This is a genomic window from Algibacter sp. Ld11 (assembly GCF_045066735.1).
In the GTDB taxonomy this organism is placed as follows: Bacteria; Bacteroidota; Bacteroidia; order Flavobacteriales; family Flavobacteriaceae; genus Algibacter.
In genome coordinates this window covers 69,851-89,265 of record NZ_JBISHH010000023.1, presented here as the reverse complement: position 1 = coordinate 89,265, position 19,415 = coordinate 69,851, and the positions used below count along the sequence as shown (strand labels likewise).

23 protein-coding genes are annotated in these 19,415 nt (G+C 33.1%); 17 read left to right on the top strand and 6 right to left on the bottom strand.

What is annotated here, in order from left to right:
• Positions 1 to 45: 45 nt before the first annotated feature.
• Both ACJJV4_RS09775 and ald read left to right on the top strand, forming a co-directional pair.
• The gene (locus tag ACJJV4_RS09775; RefSeq protein ID WP_405293893.1) at positions 46 to 315 is read left to right on the top strand and encodes a SemiSWEET family sugar transporter; all 270 of its coding nucleotides are present in this window, start codon (positions 46 to 48) and stop codon (positions 313 to 315) included.
• A gap of 288 nt (positions 316 to 603) precedes the next feature.
• Complete coding sequence (gene ald, locus ACJJV4_RS09770) at positions 604 to 1,704, top strand: alanine dehydrogenase (protein WP_405293891.1); 1,101 nt, start codon at positions 604 to 606, stop codon at positions 1,702 to 1,704.
• A gap of 204 nt (positions 1,705 to 1,908) precedes the next feature.
• Here the strand turns inward: ald and ACJJV4_RS09765 are convergent, their stop codons facing one another.
• Both ACJJV4_RS09765 and ACJJV4_RS09760 read right to left on the bottom strand, forming a co-directional pair.
• Positions 1,909 to 2,673: a hypothetical protein gene (locus ACJJV4_RS09765; RefSeq protein ID WP_405293889.1), complete on the bottom strand. Its 765-nt coding sequence runs from the start codon at positions 2,671 to 2,673 to the stop codon at positions 1,909 to 1,911.
• 68 nt (positions 2,674 to 2,741) lie between these two features.
• A complete protein-coding gene (locus ACJJV4_RS09760) occupies positions 2,742 to 4,157 on the bottom strand; it encodes an SDR family oxidoreductase (RefSeq protein WP_405293887.1) in 1,416 nt (471 codons plus the stop codon).
• Positions 4,158 to 4,333: 176 nt separating this feature from the next.
• Here ACJJV4_RS09760 and ACJJV4_RS09755 point away from each other — a divergent pair, with 176 nt between their 5' ends.
• The 6 genes from ACJJV4_RS09755 to ACJJV4_RS09730 all read left to right on the top strand — a co-directional run bounded on the left by ACJJV4_RS09755 (position 4,334) and on the right by ACJJV4_RS09730 (position 9,777).
• A complete protein-coding gene (locus ACJJV4_RS09755) occupies positions 4,334 to 5,032 on the top strand; it encodes a zinc metallopeptidase (protein WP_405293885.1) in 699 nt (232 codons plus the stop codon).
• Positions 5,033 to 5,076: 44 nt separating this feature from the next.
• Positions 5,077 to 5,781, top strand: a complete 705-nt coding sequence (locus tag ACJJV4_RS09750) for a Bax inhibitor-1 family protein (protein WP_405293883.1) — start codon at positions 5,077 to 5,079, stop codon at positions 5,779 to 5,781.
• A 117-nt stretch (positions 5,782 to 5,898) separates the two neighbouring features.
• A complete protein-coding gene (locus ACJJV4_RS09745) occupies positions 5,899 to 7,671 on the top strand; it encodes a MutS-related protein (protein ID WP_405293881.1) in 1,773 nt (590 codons plus the stop codon).
• A gap of 260 nt (positions 7,672 to 7,931) precedes the next feature.
• Positions 7,932 to 8,450 carry a hypothetical protein gene (locus ACJJV4_RS09740; RefSeq protein WP_405293879.1) on the top strand — a complete coding sequence of 173 codons (519 nt, stop codon included), beginning with the start codon at positions 7,932 to 7,934 and terminating at the stop codon, positions 8,448 to 8,450.
• Positions 8,451 to 8,457: 7 nt separating this feature from the next.
• Positions 8,458 to 8,982 carry a hypothetical protein gene (locus ACJJV4_RS09735; protein ID WP_405293877.1) on the top strand — a complete coding sequence of 175 codons (525 nt, stop codon included), beginning with the start codon at positions 8,458 to 8,460 and terminating at the stop codon, positions 8,980 to 8,982.
• Between the two features lie 15 nt (positions 8,983 to 8,997).
• Positions 8,998 to 9,777, top strand: coding sequence for an amidohydrolase (locus ACJJV4_RS09730; protein WP_405293875.1), 780 nt, complete (start codon positions 8,998 to 9,000; stop codon positions 9,775 to 9,777).
• A 134-nt stretch (positions 9,778 to 9,911) separates the two neighbouring features.
• On the opposite strand, the gene ACJJV4_RS09725 is transcribed toward ACJJV4_RS09730, so the two are convergent.
• Together ACJJV4_RS09725 and ACJJV4_RS09720 are read right to left on the bottom strand one after the other, a co-directional pair.
• Entirely contained in the window at positions 9,912 to 10,892 is a 981-nt protein-coding gene (locus ACJJV4_RS09725) for an acyl transferase (protein ID WP_405293873.1), read from the bottom strand.
• 89 nt (positions 10,893 to 10,981) lie between these two features.
• Entirely contained in the window at positions 10,982 to 11,323 is a 342-nt protein-coding gene (locus ACJJV4_RS09720) for a T9SS type A sorting domain-containing protein (protein WP_405293871.1), read from the bottom strand.
• 197 nt (positions 11,324 to 11,520) lie between these two features.
• Here ACJJV4_RS09720 and ACJJV4_RS09715 point away from each other — a divergent pair, with 197 nt between their 5' ends.
• Both ACJJV4_RS09715 and ACJJV4_RS09710 read left to right on the top strand, forming a co-directional pair.
• Positions 11,521 to 12,201 (top strand): response regulator transcription factor, encoded by a 681-nt coding sequence (locus ACJJV4_RS09715; RefSeq protein WP_405293869.1) that lies wholly within the window; start codon positions 11,521 to 11,523, stop codon positions 12,199 to 12,201.
• A 6-nt stretch (positions 12,202 to 12,207) separates the two neighbouring features.
• On the top strand, positions 12,208 to 13,251 hold the full coding sequence (locus tag ACJJV4_RS09710) for a sensor histidine kinase (RefSeq protein ID WP_405293867.1): 1,044 nt from the start codon (positions 12,208 to 12,210) through the stop codon (positions 13,249 to 13,251).
• Here the strand turns inward: ACJJV4_RS09710 and ACJJV4_RS09705 are convergent.
• Positions 13,237 to 14,283: a glycosyltransferase gene (locus ACJJV4_RS09705; protein WP_405293865.1), complete on the bottom strand. Its 1,047-nt coding sequence runs from the start codon at positions 14,281 to 14,283 to the stop codon at positions 13,237 to 13,239. The two genes, ACJJV4_RS09710 and ACJJV4_RS09705, sit on opposite strands and share 15 nt — an antisense overlap.
• A 280-nt stretch (positions 14,284 to 14,563) precedes the next feature.
• On the opposite strand from ACJJV4_RS09705, the gene trmB reads away from it, so the two are divergent.
• From trmB to ACJJV4_RS09670, 7 genes are all read left to right on the top strand, one after another.
• A complete protein-coding gene (gene trmB / locus ACJJV4_RS09700; protein ID WP_159019047.1) occupies positions 14,564 to 15,238 on the top strand; it encodes a tRNA (guanosine(46)-N7)-methyltransferase TrmB in 675 nt (224 codons plus the stop codon).
• 2 nt (positions 15,239 to 15,240) lie between these two features.
• Positions 15,241 to 15,870, top strand: a complete 630-nt coding sequence (locus tag ACJJV4_RS09695; protein WP_405293862.1) for a LysE family translocator — start codon at positions 15,241 to 15,243, stop codon at positions 15,868 to 15,870.
• Positions 15,871 to 15,872: 2 nt separating this feature from the next.
• A complete protein-coding gene (locus ACJJV4_RS09690) occupies positions 15,873 to 16,202 on the top strand; it encodes an MGMT family protein (RefSeq protein WP_405293860.1) in 330 nt (109 codons plus the stop codon).
• Between the two features lie 259 nt (positions 16,203 to 16,461).
• The gene (locus tag ACJJV4_RS09685) at positions 16,462 to 17,598 is read left to right on the top strand and encodes a P-loop NTPase (protein WP_405293858.1); all 1,137 of its coding nucleotides are present in this window, start codon (positions 16,462 to 16,464) and stop codon (positions 17,596 to 17,598) included.
• A gap of 3 nt (positions 17,599 to 17,601) precedes the next feature.
• Complete coding sequence (locus tag ACJJV4_RS09680; RefSeq protein WP_405293856.1) at positions 17,602 to 17,847, top strand: NifU family protein; 246 nt, start codon at positions 17,602 to 17,604, stop codon at positions 17,845 to 17,847.
• Positions 17,848 to 18,026: 179 nt separating this feature from the next.
• Complete coding sequence (locus ACJJV4_RS09675) at positions 18,027 to 18,356, top strand: ferredoxin (RefSeq protein ID WP_405293854.1); 330 nt, start codon at positions 18,027 to 18,029, stop codon at positions 18,354 to 18,356.
• 142 nt (positions 18,357 to 18,498) lie between these two features.
• On the top strand, positions 18,499 to 18,840 hold the full coding sequence (locus ACJJV4_RS09670) for a hypothetical protein (RefSeq protein ID WP_405293852.1): 342 nt from the start codon (positions 18,499 to 18,501) through the stop codon (positions 18,838 to 18,840).
• Positions 18,841 to 18,854: 14 nt separating this feature from the next.
• Here the strand turns inward: ACJJV4_RS09670 and ACJJV4_RS09665 are convergent, their stop codons facing one another.
• Entirely contained in the window at positions 18,855 to 19,253 is a 399-nt protein-coding gene (locus tag ACJJV4_RS09665) for an SPOR domain-containing protein (protein ID WP_405293850.1), read from the bottom strand.
• Between the last annotated feature and the right edge of the window lie 162 nt (positions 19,254 to 19,415).

Here is a 19,415-nt window from a genome sequence, read left to right as displayed (position 1 = left end):
GTGGCTTTTTTAGTTTAACTCAAATAGTACAATCTCGTAAAAATTATGTTCGAAATTCAACCCATGGAAATAGTAGGTTTGGTTGCAGCCACTTTAACGACTGCGTCATTTGTTCCGCAGGTGTATAAAGCCTATAAAACTAAAGATGTAGAAGGAGTATCATTAACCATGTTTTTAGCCATGTTTGTTGGTGTATTACTTTGGTTGGTTTATGGTTTCTATTTAAAAAGTTTATCTATGGTAATTGCTAATGTAATTACCTCAGTACTATGTTTAATGATTTTAATTCTTAAAATTAAACATAAAAAAAAGTAATATAAAACGAGTCAAAATAAGCTTAAAATTGGGTAAAGCAAAATCATTCAAAATTTCTATATTTTCAAAAAAACGAGTCTTTTTTTATCAATTAGAATTAAAAATGAGTGTTTTTAGAGCTGTTTTAATCAAAAAGGCGGTTTCCTATTAAATTGATGTGAATTACATATTTTTTGGTGTTCGCGTGTTTTAGGTGAAAATATATTAACAATAAGTCAGTTTTGATTATAATATTAAAATTTTTGTATTAATTTTGCTTTAGTTTAAATCTATAAAAAAGCTTAATACATGAAAATTGGAGTTCCTATTGAGATTAAAAATAGCGAGAACAGAGTTGGTATGATACCTTCTGGAGTTTTCGAATTAACCAAAAGAAACCACGAAGTTTATATACAAACAAATGCAGGTTTTAACAGTGGTTTTCTTGATGAAGAATATATTGAGGCAGGTGCGACTATTTTAGATAGCATAGAAGCTGTTTACGATATTGCCGATATGATAGTAAAAGTAAAAGAACCTATCGAGCCAGAATACAAGTTAATTAAGGAAAACCAAGTGGTCTTTACGTATTTCCATTTTGCATCTAGTGAGCCATTAACTATGGCCATGATAGAGAATAAATCTATATGTATTGCTTACGAAACTGTAGAAGATAACGATGGGTCCTTACCGCTTTTAATTCCAATGTCTGAGGTTGCAGGTCGTATGTCTGTGCAACAAGGAGCAAAATACTTAGAGAAACCAATTAAAGGTCGAGGTATTTTACTAGGCGGAATTCCAGGAGTGCCACCAGCAAAAGTACTTATTTTAGGTGCAGGTATTGTTGGTTACCAAGCCGCAAAAATGGCTTCTGGTTTAGGTGCGCAAGTTACTATTATGGATATAAACATGAAGGCCTTACGTTACGTAAGTGACTCTATGCCAAACAACGTAGTAAGCGAGTTTTCTAGTGAATACAACATCCGTAAACACATAGCAGATGCCGATTTAATTATTGGTGGTGTATTATTAAAAGGAGCAAAAGCGCCAAAATTAATAACACGCGATATGCTAAAAGAAATGCGCCCAGGTACCGTAATGGTAGATGTGGCTGTAGATCAAGGTGGTTGCTTCGAAACTACACACCCAACAACACACCAAGATCCAACTTATATTATAGACGAGGTTGTACATTACACCGTGGCAAACATGCCAGGAGCTGTGCCTTATACATCAACTATGGGGTTAACCAATGTAACTTTGCCATATGTAATTAAATTGGCAAACGAAGGTTGGGAGAAAGCATGCGAAAGCAGTGCGCCACTAGCTAAGGGTTTAAACATTGTAAAAGGAAAAATAGTGTATAAAGAAATAGCCGAAGCTTTCGATATGGAGCTAGAAACAGCATAATTTCTTTTTAAATACAAATAATAAATCTGGTTTTAGCATCACGTCTAGAACCAGATTTTTTTTGTGCTAAATGTTTTGGGCGTTACCCGAAAAGGGTCGGGCTTTCACTACTCGCTCCTCCTAAGGTCGGGAGCTCAAACAGGCCGTTCTATCCCTAACGCGGGTTTAGGCTGTGGTTATGTTTTAACTATAAAAACAGTGTTTTTAAGTTAAATTACCCGATTTCTGTTTTATAATTTCTAGTATTTGGTTTCTATCATTCTCAGAAAGAACCTCAAGAAAAACTCTGTGACTTGTAGTTTCTCTCGATGTGCTATTAACGATATCTAGATAATACCCTTTATTTGTAATTTTATTTTTTTGGTAAACATTAGAAATGTCTCTAAAATTAAACTCATAGCTTCCTAAATTATTTAAGGCTATCCTAAGGAGAATAAATATTCTAAACATTCCAAAATTAACAGTGGGGTATTTGGGTAAAATAATTTTAGAAGGTTGTACTTCTGCTATTTTTCCGAAGTTTAGTTTATTCAATAACATTTTAAATAATACCGATGCAATAATCGTGTATAATATTAATTTAATTCCACCACCAAATTGCGATTTAAACAAGAACAAAACAATAAATACAGCTAGTAAAATTGAGAAGATATAAGTAATATTACTATTAACGTAGTATGTTTTTCCATTTTTTAAAATATGTGGAATTTCAAAAGAGTTCATAAAGGCTATATTCTCTTTTGTAAATATGTCGTTTTTGTTTCCTTGTTTTTTGTTTTCCTGTTGTGTGTTGTTCTTTTTTGTGTTTTTTTCTTGTTCATCTGCCAACGAAATATTTCTTTTTTGTAATTCGGCCTCAAGAATTGGTAACACTTCTTTTCTTAAAGATTTTATGTCTTTGGTGGCTATTTCTATTAGTTTTTCATCATCAAAGTTTTCGTAATTTCTTTTTATATCTTCTAAGTTCATGCAATAAAGAAAGGTTTGTTAGTATAAGAAGGTTTTTTTGGTTGTATGTAAATCTTTTTTATAATGCCTTATTCTGTTAAAGCCTTCAGCATACCTTTAAAAATAAATCCGTGAAAAGGTAAAACGGCGTACCAGTATAATCGACCTGCTAAGCCAAGCGGTCTAAATGTTGCGGTTTGTATAAGCTTATCGTCAACAACTTTAAATTCTAGCCAAGCTTCTCCTGGGAGCTTCATTTCGGCAAATAAAAGTAAGCGGCCTTCAGTTTTATTGGCATATAAAACACGCCAAAAATCTATAGAATCTCCAACATTTATGGTTATAGGGTTTGTTCGTCCGCGTCTTAATCCAACACCTCCAAATAATTTATCCATGTAGCCTCTAATTTTCCAAAGCCATGTACCATAATACCAACCTGTATTTCCTCCAATAGCCCAAATTTTGTTTATGGAAACCTCTCGGTTCTCTATAGTTTTACTTCTACTATCTTTAAAACAACCATAGGAAGGCACGTTAATAAATTCTGATATATTGAAGTTTAATCCACTACTAGAATAAGCATCTTTCCAACTCGAAAGAATTTCGTTGTTTTCAATTTTACTAAAAGCACGTTTTAATGCTTCATTATAGCTTAAGGGTTTAATGCCTAGAATGTCGTTAATACGATTGTCTCGGCAAACTACTTCTACTTTCATACTATGCACTAAAGATGTTGCGAGTTTGTATGAGGTTGAGGTTACAAAATAAAGCCAATAAGATGATAGTTTGGGCGTCATTACAGGTACCGTATAAATGTAACGTTTTAAGTTCCGGGCTTTTCCAAAATTTAAAAGCATCTCTTTGTAGGTTAGAATGTCTGGACCGCCAATATCAAAATTCGCATTATAGGTTTCTGGATTAAAGAGCGCCTTAGATAAAAAAGCCATAACATCAGATATGCCTATAGGTTGACATTTTGTGTTAAGCCATCTTGGAGTTATCATAACAGGGAGTTTTTCAACTAAATCCCTTATGATTTCAAAAGAAGCACTACCCGAACCTATAATTATTCCGGCACGTAAAGCCGTAAAATTGTAATCGCCTTTCGCAAGTTCAATTTCAACATTTTTTCTAGAACTTAAGTGTTTAGAAAGTTCGGTTTCGTTAACAATACCACTTAAATAAATAACATGGTTTACGTTTGTGTTTTTAAGAGCTTGTCTAAAATTTTGAGCCGATGTTTCTTCTAAAGATTTGTAATCGCCTTCCGAAGACATAGAGTGAACTAGATAAAAAGCCGCATCAATATCTTTTGGGATATGTTCTAAAGAGGCTTTGTCTAAAAGATCTAATTGGAGTACTGTAATGCTTTTTGCTAAGGATTGTGGTGGATTGAATCTTTTTGGGTCTCTAACGCAACAAATAACTTCGTGCCCAGCTTCAACTAGAACAGGAATGAGTCGTTTGCCAATATAACCTGTTGAGCCTGTAAGTAGTATTTTCATTTTAATGGATAAGATTGTTGAAGTTTGGTACAAAACGAAGTTAACCATTTTTTTGTTAAGCGAGTTTATTTAGATTTATGCCTTTATTAGACTAAAATGTAACTGACAAACTAGCACAAATTAGAATTGGCTTTATTTTTGATATATTTACATTAGAATTTTAAAACGTAAACAAAATGATTGGATATTATATATTATTAGGAGCCATAAGCCTTGTGAGCTGGTTGGTGAGTAGTACCTTAAAAAGGAAGTTTGCCAAATACTCTAAAATACACTTGCGAAATGGCATGAGTGGTGCAGAGATTGCAGAAAAAATGTTAGCAGATAATGGTATTAGAGATGTTGAGGTGATTTCTACACCAGGGCAATTAACAGATCATTATAACCCACAAAATAAAACGGTAAACTTAAGCGAATCTGTTTACAACCAACGTAACGCAGCAGCAGCAGCTGTTGCAGCACATGAATGTGGACATGCTGTGCAACATGCTCAAGCTTATAAGTGGTTAGGGATGCGCTCTAAATTGGTGCCTGTTGTTAGTGTTACATCTAATATATCTCAATGGGTTGTTATTGGAGGTTTAATGTTAGGAGCAGCAGCTGGTTTAGGTTTGGGGTATTGGGTAGCTGTTGCCGGATTGGTAATGATGGGGTTTGCAACTTTATTTAGTTTTGTAACCTTACCTGTAGAATACGATGCTAGTAACCGAGCTCTGGCTTGGTTAAAAAACAAAAACATGTTATCTCAAGAGGAATATGCAGGATCTGAGGATGCTTTAAAATGGGCAGCTAGAACATATTTAGTTGCTGCAATAGGCTCTTTGGCATCTTTGGTATATTGGGCTTTTCAGGTTTTTGGAGGCTCTAGAGATTAATACATACCTATAAATAATTTATAAATCAATTTAGACCCAAATTTATGCATCAAACATTTAATAATAAGTTAATGGTAAGTCAGCTCTCTGAAGTTGATAGAGTCTCTTTTTACAAAAAAACATATTCGCATGTTGCTGGTGGTGTTTTAGTATTTATTCTTTTTGAATATTTATTACTACAAAGTGATACTATTGTGGAGTTTGCATTATCGATGACGCAGGGTTGGCGTTGGTTAATTATGCTTGGTGGTTTTATGTTTATTACCAATTACGCCGAAGGTATGGCGCTTAAAACTCCCGATAAGAATAAACAGTATTTAGCTTATGGTATTTACATTTTAGCGGAAGCTTTTATTTTTGTGCCGCTTATTTATATGGCTGCATTCTATATGGAATCTGGGCCAGCTATTTTAAATCAAGCAGCAATTGTAACCTTGGCGTTATTTACTGGTTTATCGGCTATTGTTTTTGTGACTAAAAAAGATTTTTCATTTTTAAGAGCAGGTTTAACTGTAGGTTTTTTTATAGCTATAGGTTTAGTTATTGCCGGAAGTATTTTTGGCTTTAATTTAGGACTTTGGTTTTCGGTAGGTATGTGTCTTTTAGCAGCTGGATCTATTTTATACCAAACATCTAATTTAGTTAATAAATATGGTGTGGAAGATTATATTCCTGCGGCTCTTGGCTTATTTGCTTCGTTAATGTTACTGTTTTGGTATATATTACGAATTTTTATGTCTAGAGATTAAGTATAATATATAAATGGTTTTAAAATTTTGAATGTAATTTAAAACTTAGTTAAAAAGAGAGCTCTGAAAAATAAACTTCGGAGCTTTTTTGTTTCTTTACCTTTTCAATTAAATAAAATGAGAGTAAATAATATAGCATACTACAAAGAACATCTAGAAAAATACAAAACCGAAGCGCAAAAGCTACATAAGCAAATGATAACCCTTAGTATGCTGAGGTTATTGGTGTTTGTGGCTATGGGGTTTGGTATTTATTTTACGTTCCAAAATTGGCAAGTAGCTTTAGTTATTGCTGTTTTGGGGATTGTGATTTTTCTTTTTTTACTATCAAAGTACAACAATATTAAGCGTGTGCATAGTTTTAATAAAGCACTTGTATCTATAAACGAAGAAGAAATTGAAATTGAAGCTGGTAATTTCCATAATCGGGATGCGGGTTTACAGTTTCAAGACCCCAATCATTTTTACAGTTTAGATATTGACTTATTTGGTCGTGGATCGTTTTTTCAGTTTATGAATAGAACCACCATTCTTGAAGGTCAAGAAAAACTTGCCGAATTACTGAAAGCAAACAATAAAGAAGCAATTGTTTCTCGCCAAAAGGCTATAGAAGAATTAAGTAATAAACCAGAATGGCGTCAGTATTATGCGGCAAATTCTAGCTTAATTGATACAGAAACATCCGCTAAGCATATTGTGGGTTGGCTAAAAAACTACAAAACCTTTTTACCTAAAGCAATGCAGTGGTTACCGCTTGTGTTTACCATGGTTTCGGTATTGTTATTTGGTTTAACTATATTAGAAATGGTGAGCCAGGAACTTGTTGGGTATTGGTTGCTTATCGGTTTAGGGTTTACGGGTTTGTATGTGAAGAAAGTAAATCTGCTATCATCTGGCGCTGATAAAGTAAAAGATACGTTTAGGCAGTATGCTATGCTTTTGGATTTAATAGAAAATGAAACGTTTACTTCCGAATTACTTCAAGAAAAGCAAGAGCAAATTCAATCTGAACATAAAAAGGCATCATTAATTTTTAAAGAGTTGTCTAAAGGTTTGGATGCTTTGGATAATAGAAACAATATTATTTCTGCCATTTTTGCAAATGGTTTATTCTTATCGGATATTAAAAACAGTTACCGTATTGAAAAATGGATAAATGAATTTGGAGATAAAGTTGAAGATTGGTTTGAGGTGGTTTCCTTTTTTGATGCTTACAATTCTTTGGGTGGCTTCCATTTTAATCATTCAGAGTTTGTTTTTCCTAAAATAGTTAAAGGTGGCGCTATCGTGAAAGCGAAAAGCTTAGGGCACCCTTTATTAAATAAAAACAAGCGTGTAGATAGCGATGTTACCATGGAAAACGAACAGTTTTTTATTGTTACTGGTGCAAATATGGCTGGAAAAAGTACTTTTTTACGTACCATGTCTTTACATATTGTTATGGCAAATGTCGGTTTGCCTGTTTGCGCTAAAGCAAGTGAGTATTCGCCTGTAAAATTGATTACAAGTATGCGTACAACAGATTCTTTAACCGATGATAGTTCGTATTTCTTTTCAGAATTAACACGTTTAAAATATATTGTAGATGCCATTGAAAAAGAACCCTATTTTATTATTTTAGATGAAATTTTAAAAGGAACAAATAGTACCGATAAGGCTATTGGCTCTCGTAAATTTGTAGAAAAATTAGTGGCTTCTAACGCTACAGGAATTATTGCTACACACGATTTAAGTTTATGTGAAATTGAAAAAGAATTACCTCAGGTGAAAAATTACTATTTCGATGCTGAAATTATAAACGACGAGCTTCATTTTGATTACACGCTAAAAAATGGTGTTTGTAAAAATATGAATGCATCCTTCTTATTGAAGAAAATGGAAATAGTTTAGTTTAATCCATGATAAAGGTTTCCTTTTAGATATTTAATGTAAAAATAATTCTCACCTTTTAGTTAGTGTGGCTTATTACTACTTTATTTTAGTATACGCTTCTCATGTTCTAAATAGCTAATGTGCTGTATATCGCCGTATTGCATAAAGTATGTGAATCAATACACTATACTTTTGTTAAAAGCGCGTTAAGCCCGTGACTAACCCTTAATTTTGTGTCTAAAAAGAAGAGAATCTTAAAAAAGATAAAGAATATGAAGATGATAAAAATAATTCCGATAGCATTGATAGGTTTATGCATGTCTTGCGGAAGTGGAGAACGAGTTGTAATGAAAGAAGGAGCTGTATATAAAGTGAAAAATGATAACTTTTACAGTAACGGTAAAGATGTTACAGAGTTGCTATCGAAAAACGAGAAAGAAGATATAAAGGCCACGTTAAAAAAACGTTTAGAAGCAGAACGTATTGCTGAAGATAAAAAAGAAAAGCTAGAGAAAGAGCAGAAAAAGGTAGAGGAGATCATAAAGAAAGCTAAGAAAAAACAAGAGGCTTTGGAGGAAAGTCAAAAGAAAATAGAAGAAAAACAAGAGGCAATAGAAGATGCACGAGACGATTTTTTAAAGGCTAAAGAGAAATTAGCGAGTAAGCAAGAAAAGTATAACAAACTAAAGGAAAAAGGTAAGCTATCGCCTAGTGATGAAGAGAAGTGGCAAGGCCGTTTTGAAGACTTAGAAGCAAAAATAAAAGAATATAACACTATTTATAAAAACTTAAAATAAAATAATTATGAAAAATATATTTGTAGCGCTAATCTTATTTGGATTTTGTTTAACCATTAATGCCCAGGAGGTTGTATTTAAAGAATCAACTTACAAAGTTAAAGGGGAGAAGATTTTAAAAGATGGTGAAGATGTGACAAAAACATTATCTCTAGAAGATCAGAAGCATATAAAAGATGCATATAGTGTTAAAAAAGTAGAATTAGAAAAAGCGAAAGCACAGGCTAAAGCAGAGGAGGCGCAAGTAAAAGCAAAAGAGAAAGCTGTTAAAAAGGAAGAAAAGGCAAAAAAAGAGCAAGAAAAAGCATTAAAAAATGCTCAAAAAGAACAGAAGAAAGCTGAAAAAGCGTTGAAAGCTAAAGAGAAAGCAAAATCTAATTTTGACAAGGCAGGAAAAAAGCATAAAGATGCCGTTGCTAAATACGAAAAGTTAAAAAATAAAGGTAAATTGTCTCCGGTTGATGAAAAGAAGTCTCTAGAGAAAATTGAAAAGCTTAGAGAAAAAGTAGAAAAAACAAAGCGTAAATTATAAAACGAATGTCACGGTATGGAAAATGAACTTAAGGTTGCATTAATTCAAGCAGATTTAATTTGGGAAAATCCTAAAGCAAACCGTGAACAGTTTACAGAAAAAATAAAGCAAATTTCAGGCAGTATAAATCTAATTATACTGCCTGAAATGTTTACAAGTGGTTTTACCATGAATGCCGAAATGGTTGCCGAAACCATGCAGGGTAAAACTGTATCATGGATGCTTGATATTGCTGAGGAAAAAAACGCAGCAATTGTAGGGAGTTTGGTTATTAAAGAAAACAAGAAGTACTACAATAGATTATTGTTTGTAGAACCTTCAGGTCAAATTACTGTTTATAATAAACGACATGCGTTTACATTAGTTGGTGAAGAAAAAATATATACTGAAGGAGCCGAAAAAGTGATAATAGATTATAAAGGTTGGAAAATTTGCCCTTTAATATGTTACGATTTGCGTTTTCCAGTTTGGGCAAGAAACACCGAAGATTATGATGTTTTAATTTATGTCGCCAATTGGCCGAAGCCTAGAATTTCTGCTTGGGATACTTTATTACAAGCAAGAGCTATAGAAAACATGAGTTATTGTGTTGGAGTTAATAGGGTTGGCGTAGATGGTGTTAATAGTGAATATACAGGGCATTCTGCTGTGTATGATGTTTTAGGGAATAAAATATCGGCGTTTGCAGAGAATGAACAAGGATTTAAAATAGTTACTTTAGAAAAACGTCATGTAGAAGCTTACAGGAATAAGTTTAAATTTTTAAATGATCGAGATAGTTTCTCGATCGATTAGTTTACTTATTTAAGAATAAAAGCCCGATTTTTACGTCGGGCTTAATAGATTAACCAAATTTATTACTAATCATTCTTTTTCTTAGCAAAGGTTCAGTCGTTTATATTTTTAATTACTTACATTTTTTTTTGAGGTTATAAAACCATTAAGTTGCAGCCACGAATATCAGAGTTGTCGAACCGTCCAATAACTTCAAAAGATCCGTCTGGGTTTAGTCTGCCTAAATCTTGGGTTGCAATAAAGGCGCAAGAATTAATATTTGCTAAGTCAATAACGTTAATTCCTCCCGCTTTACCATTTGTGGTTATGGTTAGTGCATCTTCAGTATCTCGCGTTAATACTTTCATCCAGTTAGGGCATTTAAAGGTGCCACTGCCTTGAGAGTAACCTTGGCTTAATAATTCCGTCATGCCATATTCACTATGTATACGGTCAACACCAAAACCTGCTTTTAGTTGTTTGTGTAATTCTTCTCGAATTAACTCTTTTCGGCGTCCTTTCATACCGCCAGTTTCCATAATAATAGTGTTTTTTAAATCAAATTGATGCATTTCAATTAAATCTAGTAAAGCAAAAGAAACTCCAATAAGTAACACTTTTTTTTTCTCGGCATCAACTTTTAATAATGTGTTTTTTAATTCAGAAATGTTATTTAAGTAAAACCCACTTTCAGCATGTTTCGATTTAGAAATCATGGCATCCACCATATATATTAACGAAGATCCTTCGCGTTCTAAATAAGAAGGGAGTAGGCCTAAAATCACATAATCTTCAATAGGTCCATAAAAATGTTGGAAGCCTTTATTAAAGCTTTCCTCGTAAACGCTTAAATCGGTTACTAAGTGCTTGCTTGTTGCACTTCCTGTAGTTCCAGAACTTGTAAATATTGTTTTTACATCATCTTTAGAACTTAAAATATCTCGTGTTTTAAAAAACTGGATAGGTAAAAAAGGAATGTCGTTAATGCTCTTTACGTCGGTAGGGTGTTTGTATAATAAATCACAAAATGAACGGTAAACTCTATTGTTTTTAAACTGATATTTAAAAACGTCTAGAGCCACAGCTTGAAACTCTTCTGGAGAGTTAATGTTGAAAATGGCTTTTTTATCTATCAATGTGCTATTAGTTTAATAAAGGCAAAAGTATATAAAATAAGAAAGCGCCACCAATTGGTAACGCTATTATATATGTGTATGTTTTAATTTTATTGAATGACCAACTTGCGGGTTTCACTAATGTTGTTTTCTGTGATATTTAAAATATAAACGCCTTTGTTTAATCTAGAAATATTTAAGGCTTTACCAACAAGTTTCGTGGAAAGGACTTGTTTGCCTAATACACTAAAAATTTTGATATTTTTGGTTAAGTTTTGTTTTGATGATATGTAAACTACATCGTGTTGCGTAGCAACTGGGTTTGGATAAATACTCAGACCTTCAATTTTATCTTTAGCCTCAAAAAAAGCATTTTTGTTTTGAGCATCAAACGGGGTAAATACAAGCAAAGTGTATAAAGCGAAAAATATTAAAAAGTATTGTTTCTTCATATCTGAATATTAATTAATTCAAAACTAGAATAATACTAGCAATTTTAATGCCAAAAAATAGTTAAGATTATTATTAAGAAAACAAAAGTTTAAGGATTTGTTTATAGATTGTTACCTTAATGTTATTAAATTTAGTAATTTCATAAAATTATGTTATTAGCTTTATCTTTACCTCAACAAACAGATTTTTTTTACAGATGAAAAAAAAAGACATTAAAATTTTATTGGTTGATGATGAACCAGATATTTTAGAAATTGTAGGTTACAATTTAGCTAGTGAAGGTTACCAAGTACTTAAGGCTGAAAATGGTGCGGAAGGTGTAAAGGTTGCTAAAAAGGAATTACCTCAATTAATAATTCTAGATGTTATGATGCCTGAGATGGATGGTATTGAAGCTTGTGAATTAATTAGAAAGCATCCCGATTTATCAAATACCATTGTTACTTTTCTAACCGCTCGTGGTGAAGATTACAGTCAGGTAGCAGGTTTTGATGCTGGTGCAGACGATTATATTACTAAGCCAATAAAGCCAAAAGTTCTTGTTAGTAAGGTAAAAGCGCTTTTACGTCGTTTTAAAGAAGAAGATGTTGCCGATACCATGAAAATAGGATCATTGGTTATTAATAGAGATGAATATAAAATTACTTCTAAAGGGAAAGAAATTATTTTGCCAAGAAAAGAATTTGAATTATTATCCTTATTAGCATCTAAGCCAGGAAAAGTTTTTAAACGCGACGAAATTTTAGATACCGTTTGGGGTAATGAAGTAGTTGTTGGCGGACGTACTATTGATGTACACATTAGAAAGTTACGCGAGAAACTTGGTGATAAAAGTTTTAAAACCGTAAAAGGTGTAGGTTATAAGTTTGTAGAGTAATTTGTAATGAAAGAAACTAAGTTTAAAAAATCGTATCGATTTGCCAAAATCACTTCGTTTTATATTACCTTATATATAACGCTCTTATTGAGCGTTTTTTTATTTTATTTCTCTAATATAGAGTTTTGGGAAGTATTAGTGCTTGCTTTTAGTACCTACATTTTTTGTTTTGTTGTTATTCAATACAGGGTAGAGCGGTTTATTTACCGACGCGTAAAAAAAATATACGACGATTTAACCTTGTTAGAATCTGCAAAACTTACAAAAGGAGCTATAACCACCGATATGCATACCCTTACTCAAGAAATAGATAGGTTTGCTCGAAATAAAAAATTAGAAATAGAAACCCTTAAAGTTAGGGAGCAATATCGAAAGGAGTTTTTAGGCAATGTCTCTCACGAGTTGAAAACGCCGTTGTTTACAGTACAAGGTTATATTTTAACTTTGCTCGATGGTGCTATGGATAATAAAGAAATTCGCGAAAAATATCTAGAACGCGCGAGCAAAGGGATTGAGCGATTAAGTTATATCGTTGAAGATTTGGATATGATTACTAAATTGGAAGTTGGTGATTTAAGACTTAAAATAGAAACTTTTGATATTGTAGAGTTAGTGAAAACCATTTTCGATATGCTGGAAATGAAAGCAGCAAAAAAGAAAATTACGCTAACTTTCGATCTGAATTACAAAAAAGCAATTTTTGTAAAGGCTGATAAAGAGCGTATACAGCAGGTTTTAATTAATCTTATAGTTAACTCTATTAAATATGGCAGCGAAAAAGGAACTACCGAAATCAGTATCGAGAATTTAATAAAGAACAAAATTATTGTCAGGGTAACCGATAACGGAGAAGGTATCACAACATCACATTTACCAAGGTTATTCGAGCGCTTTTATAGAGTGGATAAAACTGGGTCAAGAAAAGAAGGAGGTTCGGGACTTGGTCTTTCTATAGTTAAGCACATTATTGAAGCGCATCACGAAAAAATTTATGTAGAAAGTGAGTATAGTGTAGGTAGTGAGTTCTCATTCACCCTAGAAAAGGCTTAATAAGTCTTTAAAATTAACCTCGTAGTCAAAAGCCTTTAAACCTGCATAACCAGAAATGTTTTCTAACATTTTCAAATTAAAATCATCTTGCGAGCATGTTGGAACTAACCGCATGTCACTAAGTCGTTCTGCTAAGTATTCTTGCTCAAATTGGCCAGGTGTTGGTATAAAAAATGCTTTTTTGTTCAGTTTAGCTAAATCCATCACAGTGGTGTAGCCCGAACGTGAAACAATCAATTCGCTTTCGTTTATGGCTTGTTCTAACAAGTTAGACGTCATAAAATTATAAATCGTCAAATTGCCTTTTATTTCCTTGGTTTGTTTTTTTTCCATAAGGCCTTTAACAAAAACTACGCGACCCTTATAATATTTTAATTCCTCTAAAAGACGCTTTTCTAACATAGTGCGTTGTGGCTCAGGGCCAGAGATTAATACCATTAAATCGTTTTTGATTTTGGTTTCTTTTTTTGTGAACCGACTTAATGGCCCAATATAGGTTGTTGGAATTTCAAAGTGTTTAACATGACCCAGTTTTCCACTTAAGTTAATTTCCCCTGGTGTGTCTGGCACCCAACAAGCATCAAACTTATTAATAATTTTTTGATGCATTTTAGTGCTCAGCCAAGTGGTATTGCCACTCAAAACATTTAATTGATGTGTAATAAAAATAGAAGGTATTTTTTTACTTCTAACACCCAAGCGGTTGTCCGATATAATGCCAGAAATGTTCTCGGAGTCCACGAGGTGCTTAATAGCTTTTTTTTCAGCATTAATAGCCTTCATTAGTTTTGGAGAATCCTTAATAAGTTTTAACTTAAAATGCTTGCCATTCTTTGCGTACGTTACATTGTACGAAGGCAATTCAATACATTTTAAATCAGGAAACTCTTTTTTTAATAAGGATAAAGCTACGCCATCACTGGCGATAATAGGCTCAAAATTATTTAAAATTAACGCATTAATAATTGGCATACATCGTGTTGCATGGCCTAAACCCCAGTTTAAAGGAGCGACTAAAATTCGTTTTTTCATCAATTAAATATCTAAATAAAAAGCAATATTTTGGCGTTACCACAAGGGTCGGGCTTTCCGCTATATCTTTTTTTGAACTTTTAATTAAGTCATTTTATTAAACAACAGAAAACCTAAGTGGTTACTATCTGTTTTAAAACGTAATCTAGCACAAAAAAAGGATGCCGCATCAATCCCTAACGCACTTTTAAGCAAATTCAAAGGTAAGCATATAAAGACTTGGGTATATTTCCGTAATTTTACCAATTCAAAACTAATAATAACAAATAGTTAATATACTGTGGGTAGTAAAAATAAACTGAAACGATTTAGAGAAAACGAGACTTTTTCCAACGTATTTCAACCATCAAGAGAAGAATTGGTAGAGTCAACTTTTAGTCTAAAAGGTGAATGGCGTTCTAAGGTTTTCAAAAACGATAATCCTTTAGTGCTTGAATTAGGCTGTGGAAAAGGGGAATATTCGGTTGCATTAGCGCAAAAATATCCTAATAAAAATTTTATTGGAGTAGATATCAAAGGTGCTAGGTTTTGGAGAGGGGCAAAAACAGCCATAGAAGAAAATATACCTAATGTGGCTTTTCTGCGCACGCAAATAGAACTTATCGATCATGCTTTTGCGAACAATGAGGTTGATGAAATTTGGATAACATTCCCAGATCCGCAAATAAAGTATAAACGTACCAAACACCGCATGACAAATGCTGTTTTTTTAGAGCGTTACAAACAAATTCTAAAACCAGATGGTGTTATGAATTTAAAAACCGATAGCGAATTTATGCACGGTTATACGCTTGGTTTGCTGCACGGCGCAGGTCACGAGGTGTTGTATGCCAACCATAATGTTTATAAACAAGAAGGTAGCCCAGAAGAGGTTACTAGTATTCAAACCTTTTACGAGTCCCAGTATTTAGAGAAAAATAAGCCTATCACCTATATTAAATTTAAAATTAAATAGTTTTGAACATTACTTTTATCTTTTTTTTAGGGTTGGTTTTTGCGCTTGTGGGTGTTATTCCGCCAGGATTACTAAACATGACGGCTGCAAAAATTAGTCTAAAAGAAGGGCACGTGCGCGGCATAATGTTTTCTATTGGCGCCTGTGTAGTTGTAGTTATTCAAACCTCTATTGCTGCTGTTTTTGCTCGTTATTTGAGTAAAAATCACGATGTAATTGATGTCCTGCAGCGTGTAGCTTTTGTTATTTTTGTTTTAATTAGTATCTATTTTTTATTTATTGCGAAGTCCGAACCTAAAGAGCAGGTAGAGCCTAAAATAAGAAGTAAGGGGAGCCGTTTTTTTCAAGGATTATTTTTATCCGGAATTAATGTGTTTCCAATACCTTACCAGGCTTACATGACCATTACTTTGGCGTCTTTTGGTTGGTTAGATTTTAGCGAAACAAGTATTATATCTTATGTCGCTGGTGCAGCTATGGGTACTTTTGTTACTTTGTATATGTATATTTTCTTTTTTGATAAAATAAAGAGTAAAACACTCACATCTCAAAAAAACATGAACCGTATTATAGGTGGTATTACTGGTGTTATCGCTGTAGTAACGTTAATAAATATTATTAGGGAAATATAAATATGAAGCCGGAAACACTTAATTTTTTTGATAAAGTTTATGAGGTTGCTAAGCAAATTCCATTTGGTCGTGTTACTAGTTATGGCGCTATTGCCAAATATTTAGGTGCTGCAAAAAGTGCTAGAATGGTTGGCTATGCCATGAACGGTTCTCACGGGAAAGATGTTCCTGCTCATCGTGTGGTGAATAGAAAGGGTTTACTCACTGGTAAGCATCATTTTGATGGAACAAACCTCATGCAACAGCTTTTGGAAAGCGAAGGAATTGAAGTGGTTGATAATCAAATTCAGAATTTAGACCTTGTTTATTGGGATCCTTCAGAATACCTGTAACCTTTGTGATTTTAGAGGAAGTAGCCTTAAATAGCAGTGTGATAAACCATGTAGGCGAAGATAAATGCGTTAATTTTCAGCTCAAAACATCCTGTTTTTATTCCATTTCTTGATAATAACTATTTTCAATCATAACATAAGTAAAACTTCTAACTTAGGTCTTCCCACTTCCATCGATATTATTTATCTTTGTAAATTATAATTATTCTCAATTAAGTGGTGGTCAAATATGCCGGCTACCAATATTATTACACAAGCAATGAAATTAAACAAACAAGATATATTAAAAGCACTTGAAACTATTACTGTTCCTGGTGAAGGACAAAATATGGTGGAAAGTGGAGCCGTAAAAAATGTGGTAACTTTTGGAGATGAAGTTATTGTAGATATCACGATTAATAACCCAAGTTTACAAGCAAAAAAACGAACGGAAGTTGATGTTTTAAAAACGATACACGAGCACGTTTACGAAAAAGCCAAAATCACGGTTAATGTAAAAGTAGACGCGCCTGCTAAGCCAAAAGCGAATGTAATAAAAGGAAAACCAGTTCCTGGAATTCAAAATATAGTAGCAATTGCTTCCGGTAAGGGTGGTGTAGGTAAATCTACAGTTACTGCAAACTTAGCTGTAACTCTTGCAAAAATGGGTTTTAAAGTTGGTATTTTAGATGCTGATATTTATGGACCATCTATTCCAATTATGTTCGACGTGGCTAACGAAAAACCTTTGGCAGTAAATGTTGAAGGTAAATCGAAAATGAAGCCTGTTGAGAATTATGGGGTTAAAGTGTTGTCTATTGGTTTCTTTACACAACCTGATCAAGCTGTTGTTTGGAGAGGTCCAATGGCAGCAAAAGCGCTAAATCAAATGATTTTTGATGCACATTGGGGCGATTTAGATTTTTTACTTTTGGATTTACCTCCAGGAACCGGAGATATTCATTTAAGTTTAATGCAATCGCTACCAATTACTGGGGCCGTTGTGGTGAGTACTCCTCAAAATGTGGCTTTGGCAGATGCTAAAAAAGGTGTAGCTATGTTTCAACAAGAAAGCATAAATGTTCCTGTTTTAGGTATTATTGAAAATATGGCGTACTTTACTCCCGCAGAATTACCAGATGACAAATATTTTATCTTCGGAAAAGAAGGAGCTAAAAACTTGGCAGAAGATTTAAATGTACCATTTTTGGGAGAACTTCCATTGGTGCAAAGTATTCGTGAAGCCGGTGATGTTGGACGCCCTGCGGCTATGCAAAAAGGAACTCCTTTAGAGCAAGCCTTTGAAAAATTAACGCAAAATGTAGTGCAGGAAGTTGTTAGAAGAAATGACGATTTACCTCCTACAGAAGCAATTAAAATTACAACAATGGCTGGATGTTCTGCCGTAAAAAAATAAGATATGACCAGCGAAGAAGTAAGATTAAATGTTGAAAAAGCATTAGAAGAAATTCGTCCGTTTTTACAAAGTGATGGCGGCGATATTTCATTATTATCTATTGAAGATAATGATACTTTGGTAAAAGTACAATTGCAAGGCGCTTGTGTAGGATGTTCTGTGAATCAAATGACACTAAAATCCGGTGTTGAGATGACTATAAAAAAATATGCACCACAGATTGAAAAAGTGCTAAATATTGATGTTTAATAGGTTAATATCGATATAATTTAAAAATAAAGAATCTTCAATTTAAAAAAATTGAAGATTCTTTATTTTTTTGTAATCGTTTCTATTTTCCCTTAGAAAAGTATTAAAATTAAAGACACAAAACTTAAATTTGTGGCACGACTTATGACGTATCACTAATTGAATTACAAAATAGTACCATGCAAGACATAAATATTAAAATCACAGATAGAGACGGTGTAAAACACGAAATTGTTGCTCCAACAGATATGGCAATGAATTTAATGGAGGTTGTTCGTTCTTACGAATTGGCGCCAGAAGGAACTATAGGTGTTTGTGGCGGTATGGCTATGTGTGCTTCTTGCCAATGTTATGTTTTAAGTGATACAGAATTACCTGAAATGGGTGATGACGAAGAAGCAATGCTATCTGAAGCTTTTGACGTTAAGGATAACAGTCGTTTAGGTTGTCAGATACAAATGACGCCCGAAATGGAAGGTTTGGAAGTAGAGCTTGCTCCGGAAAGTTAATACCAATTATTATATTTCACGAATTTCTTTACAGGTTCTAAAGTAACTCAGTACGTTTTAATGGGTTGTGACTTGTATTAATTTGTGACTTTATTTCGGTTTAAGTGTCTAATATTAAACGTTATAGTTTAATTCTCTCAAAATGGCACTTTTCAAAATTTATACAGATAACAATGGTTTGTATCGGTTTTTTTTAAAAACTGATGCTAAGCATATTAGTTTTATAAGCACAGGATTTTCTTCAAAGTTTATTTGTTTAAGGAAACTTCAATTATTTAGGCAACAGGCTGTAAACAATAAATATTATCTTCGTCTTACTTCTACGGAAGGCCATCCATATTTTAAATTTAAAAAAGCCTTGTCTCAAGATATCATTGGGTTTAGTGAGCTTTTTTTAAATCATGAAGCTATGGAAGAAAAAATAGATGAAATAAAAAAAGTTGTCGTATTTGCGAAAATAGACAACTTAGTTTATGGGGTTTGAAACATGTAATAGTTTTATTTTTTCTCTTTCTTAGGTTTAAAAATAAAAGCACTCGGAAATTTTTTCTTAATTTTTTTAAGAGCCCGATCTGCTTCTAAACGTGTGCTAAAGTTACCCGCCCAAATTTTAAAATTTGGTGTTTCATATTCTATAGTCGGATTCCATTCTGAGAACGATTGGTTAAAATCGGCTTTTGCGTTTTGAGCAGCAGAGCGATTTCCAGAGTAGATTTGTATTTTGTAACGATCGGAATCATGTTCGTTTTTGTTCATTTCCTTTTTTAAATCTAGTAAAACAGCAATGTTTTGGTCTTGATTTATAGAAACATGGCCTTCTTGTGAAAAACTTATTGCAGATGTAAGCAACAGTGCTAAAAGGGGTAACAAAGTTAATTTTGTTTTCAATGGGTTCATTTTCAAATTATTTTGTGCAAAGATATACGTTGCAATCAAATTATTAGTTGTTTTCTTTATTTAGAATCTCTCTAAATTATCAATTATACCTGCGCTATCATTTCTAAAATCGACTTTTAATATTACTTTTGCGAGAGATTTTTTTAACTGTATTTTTTTTCA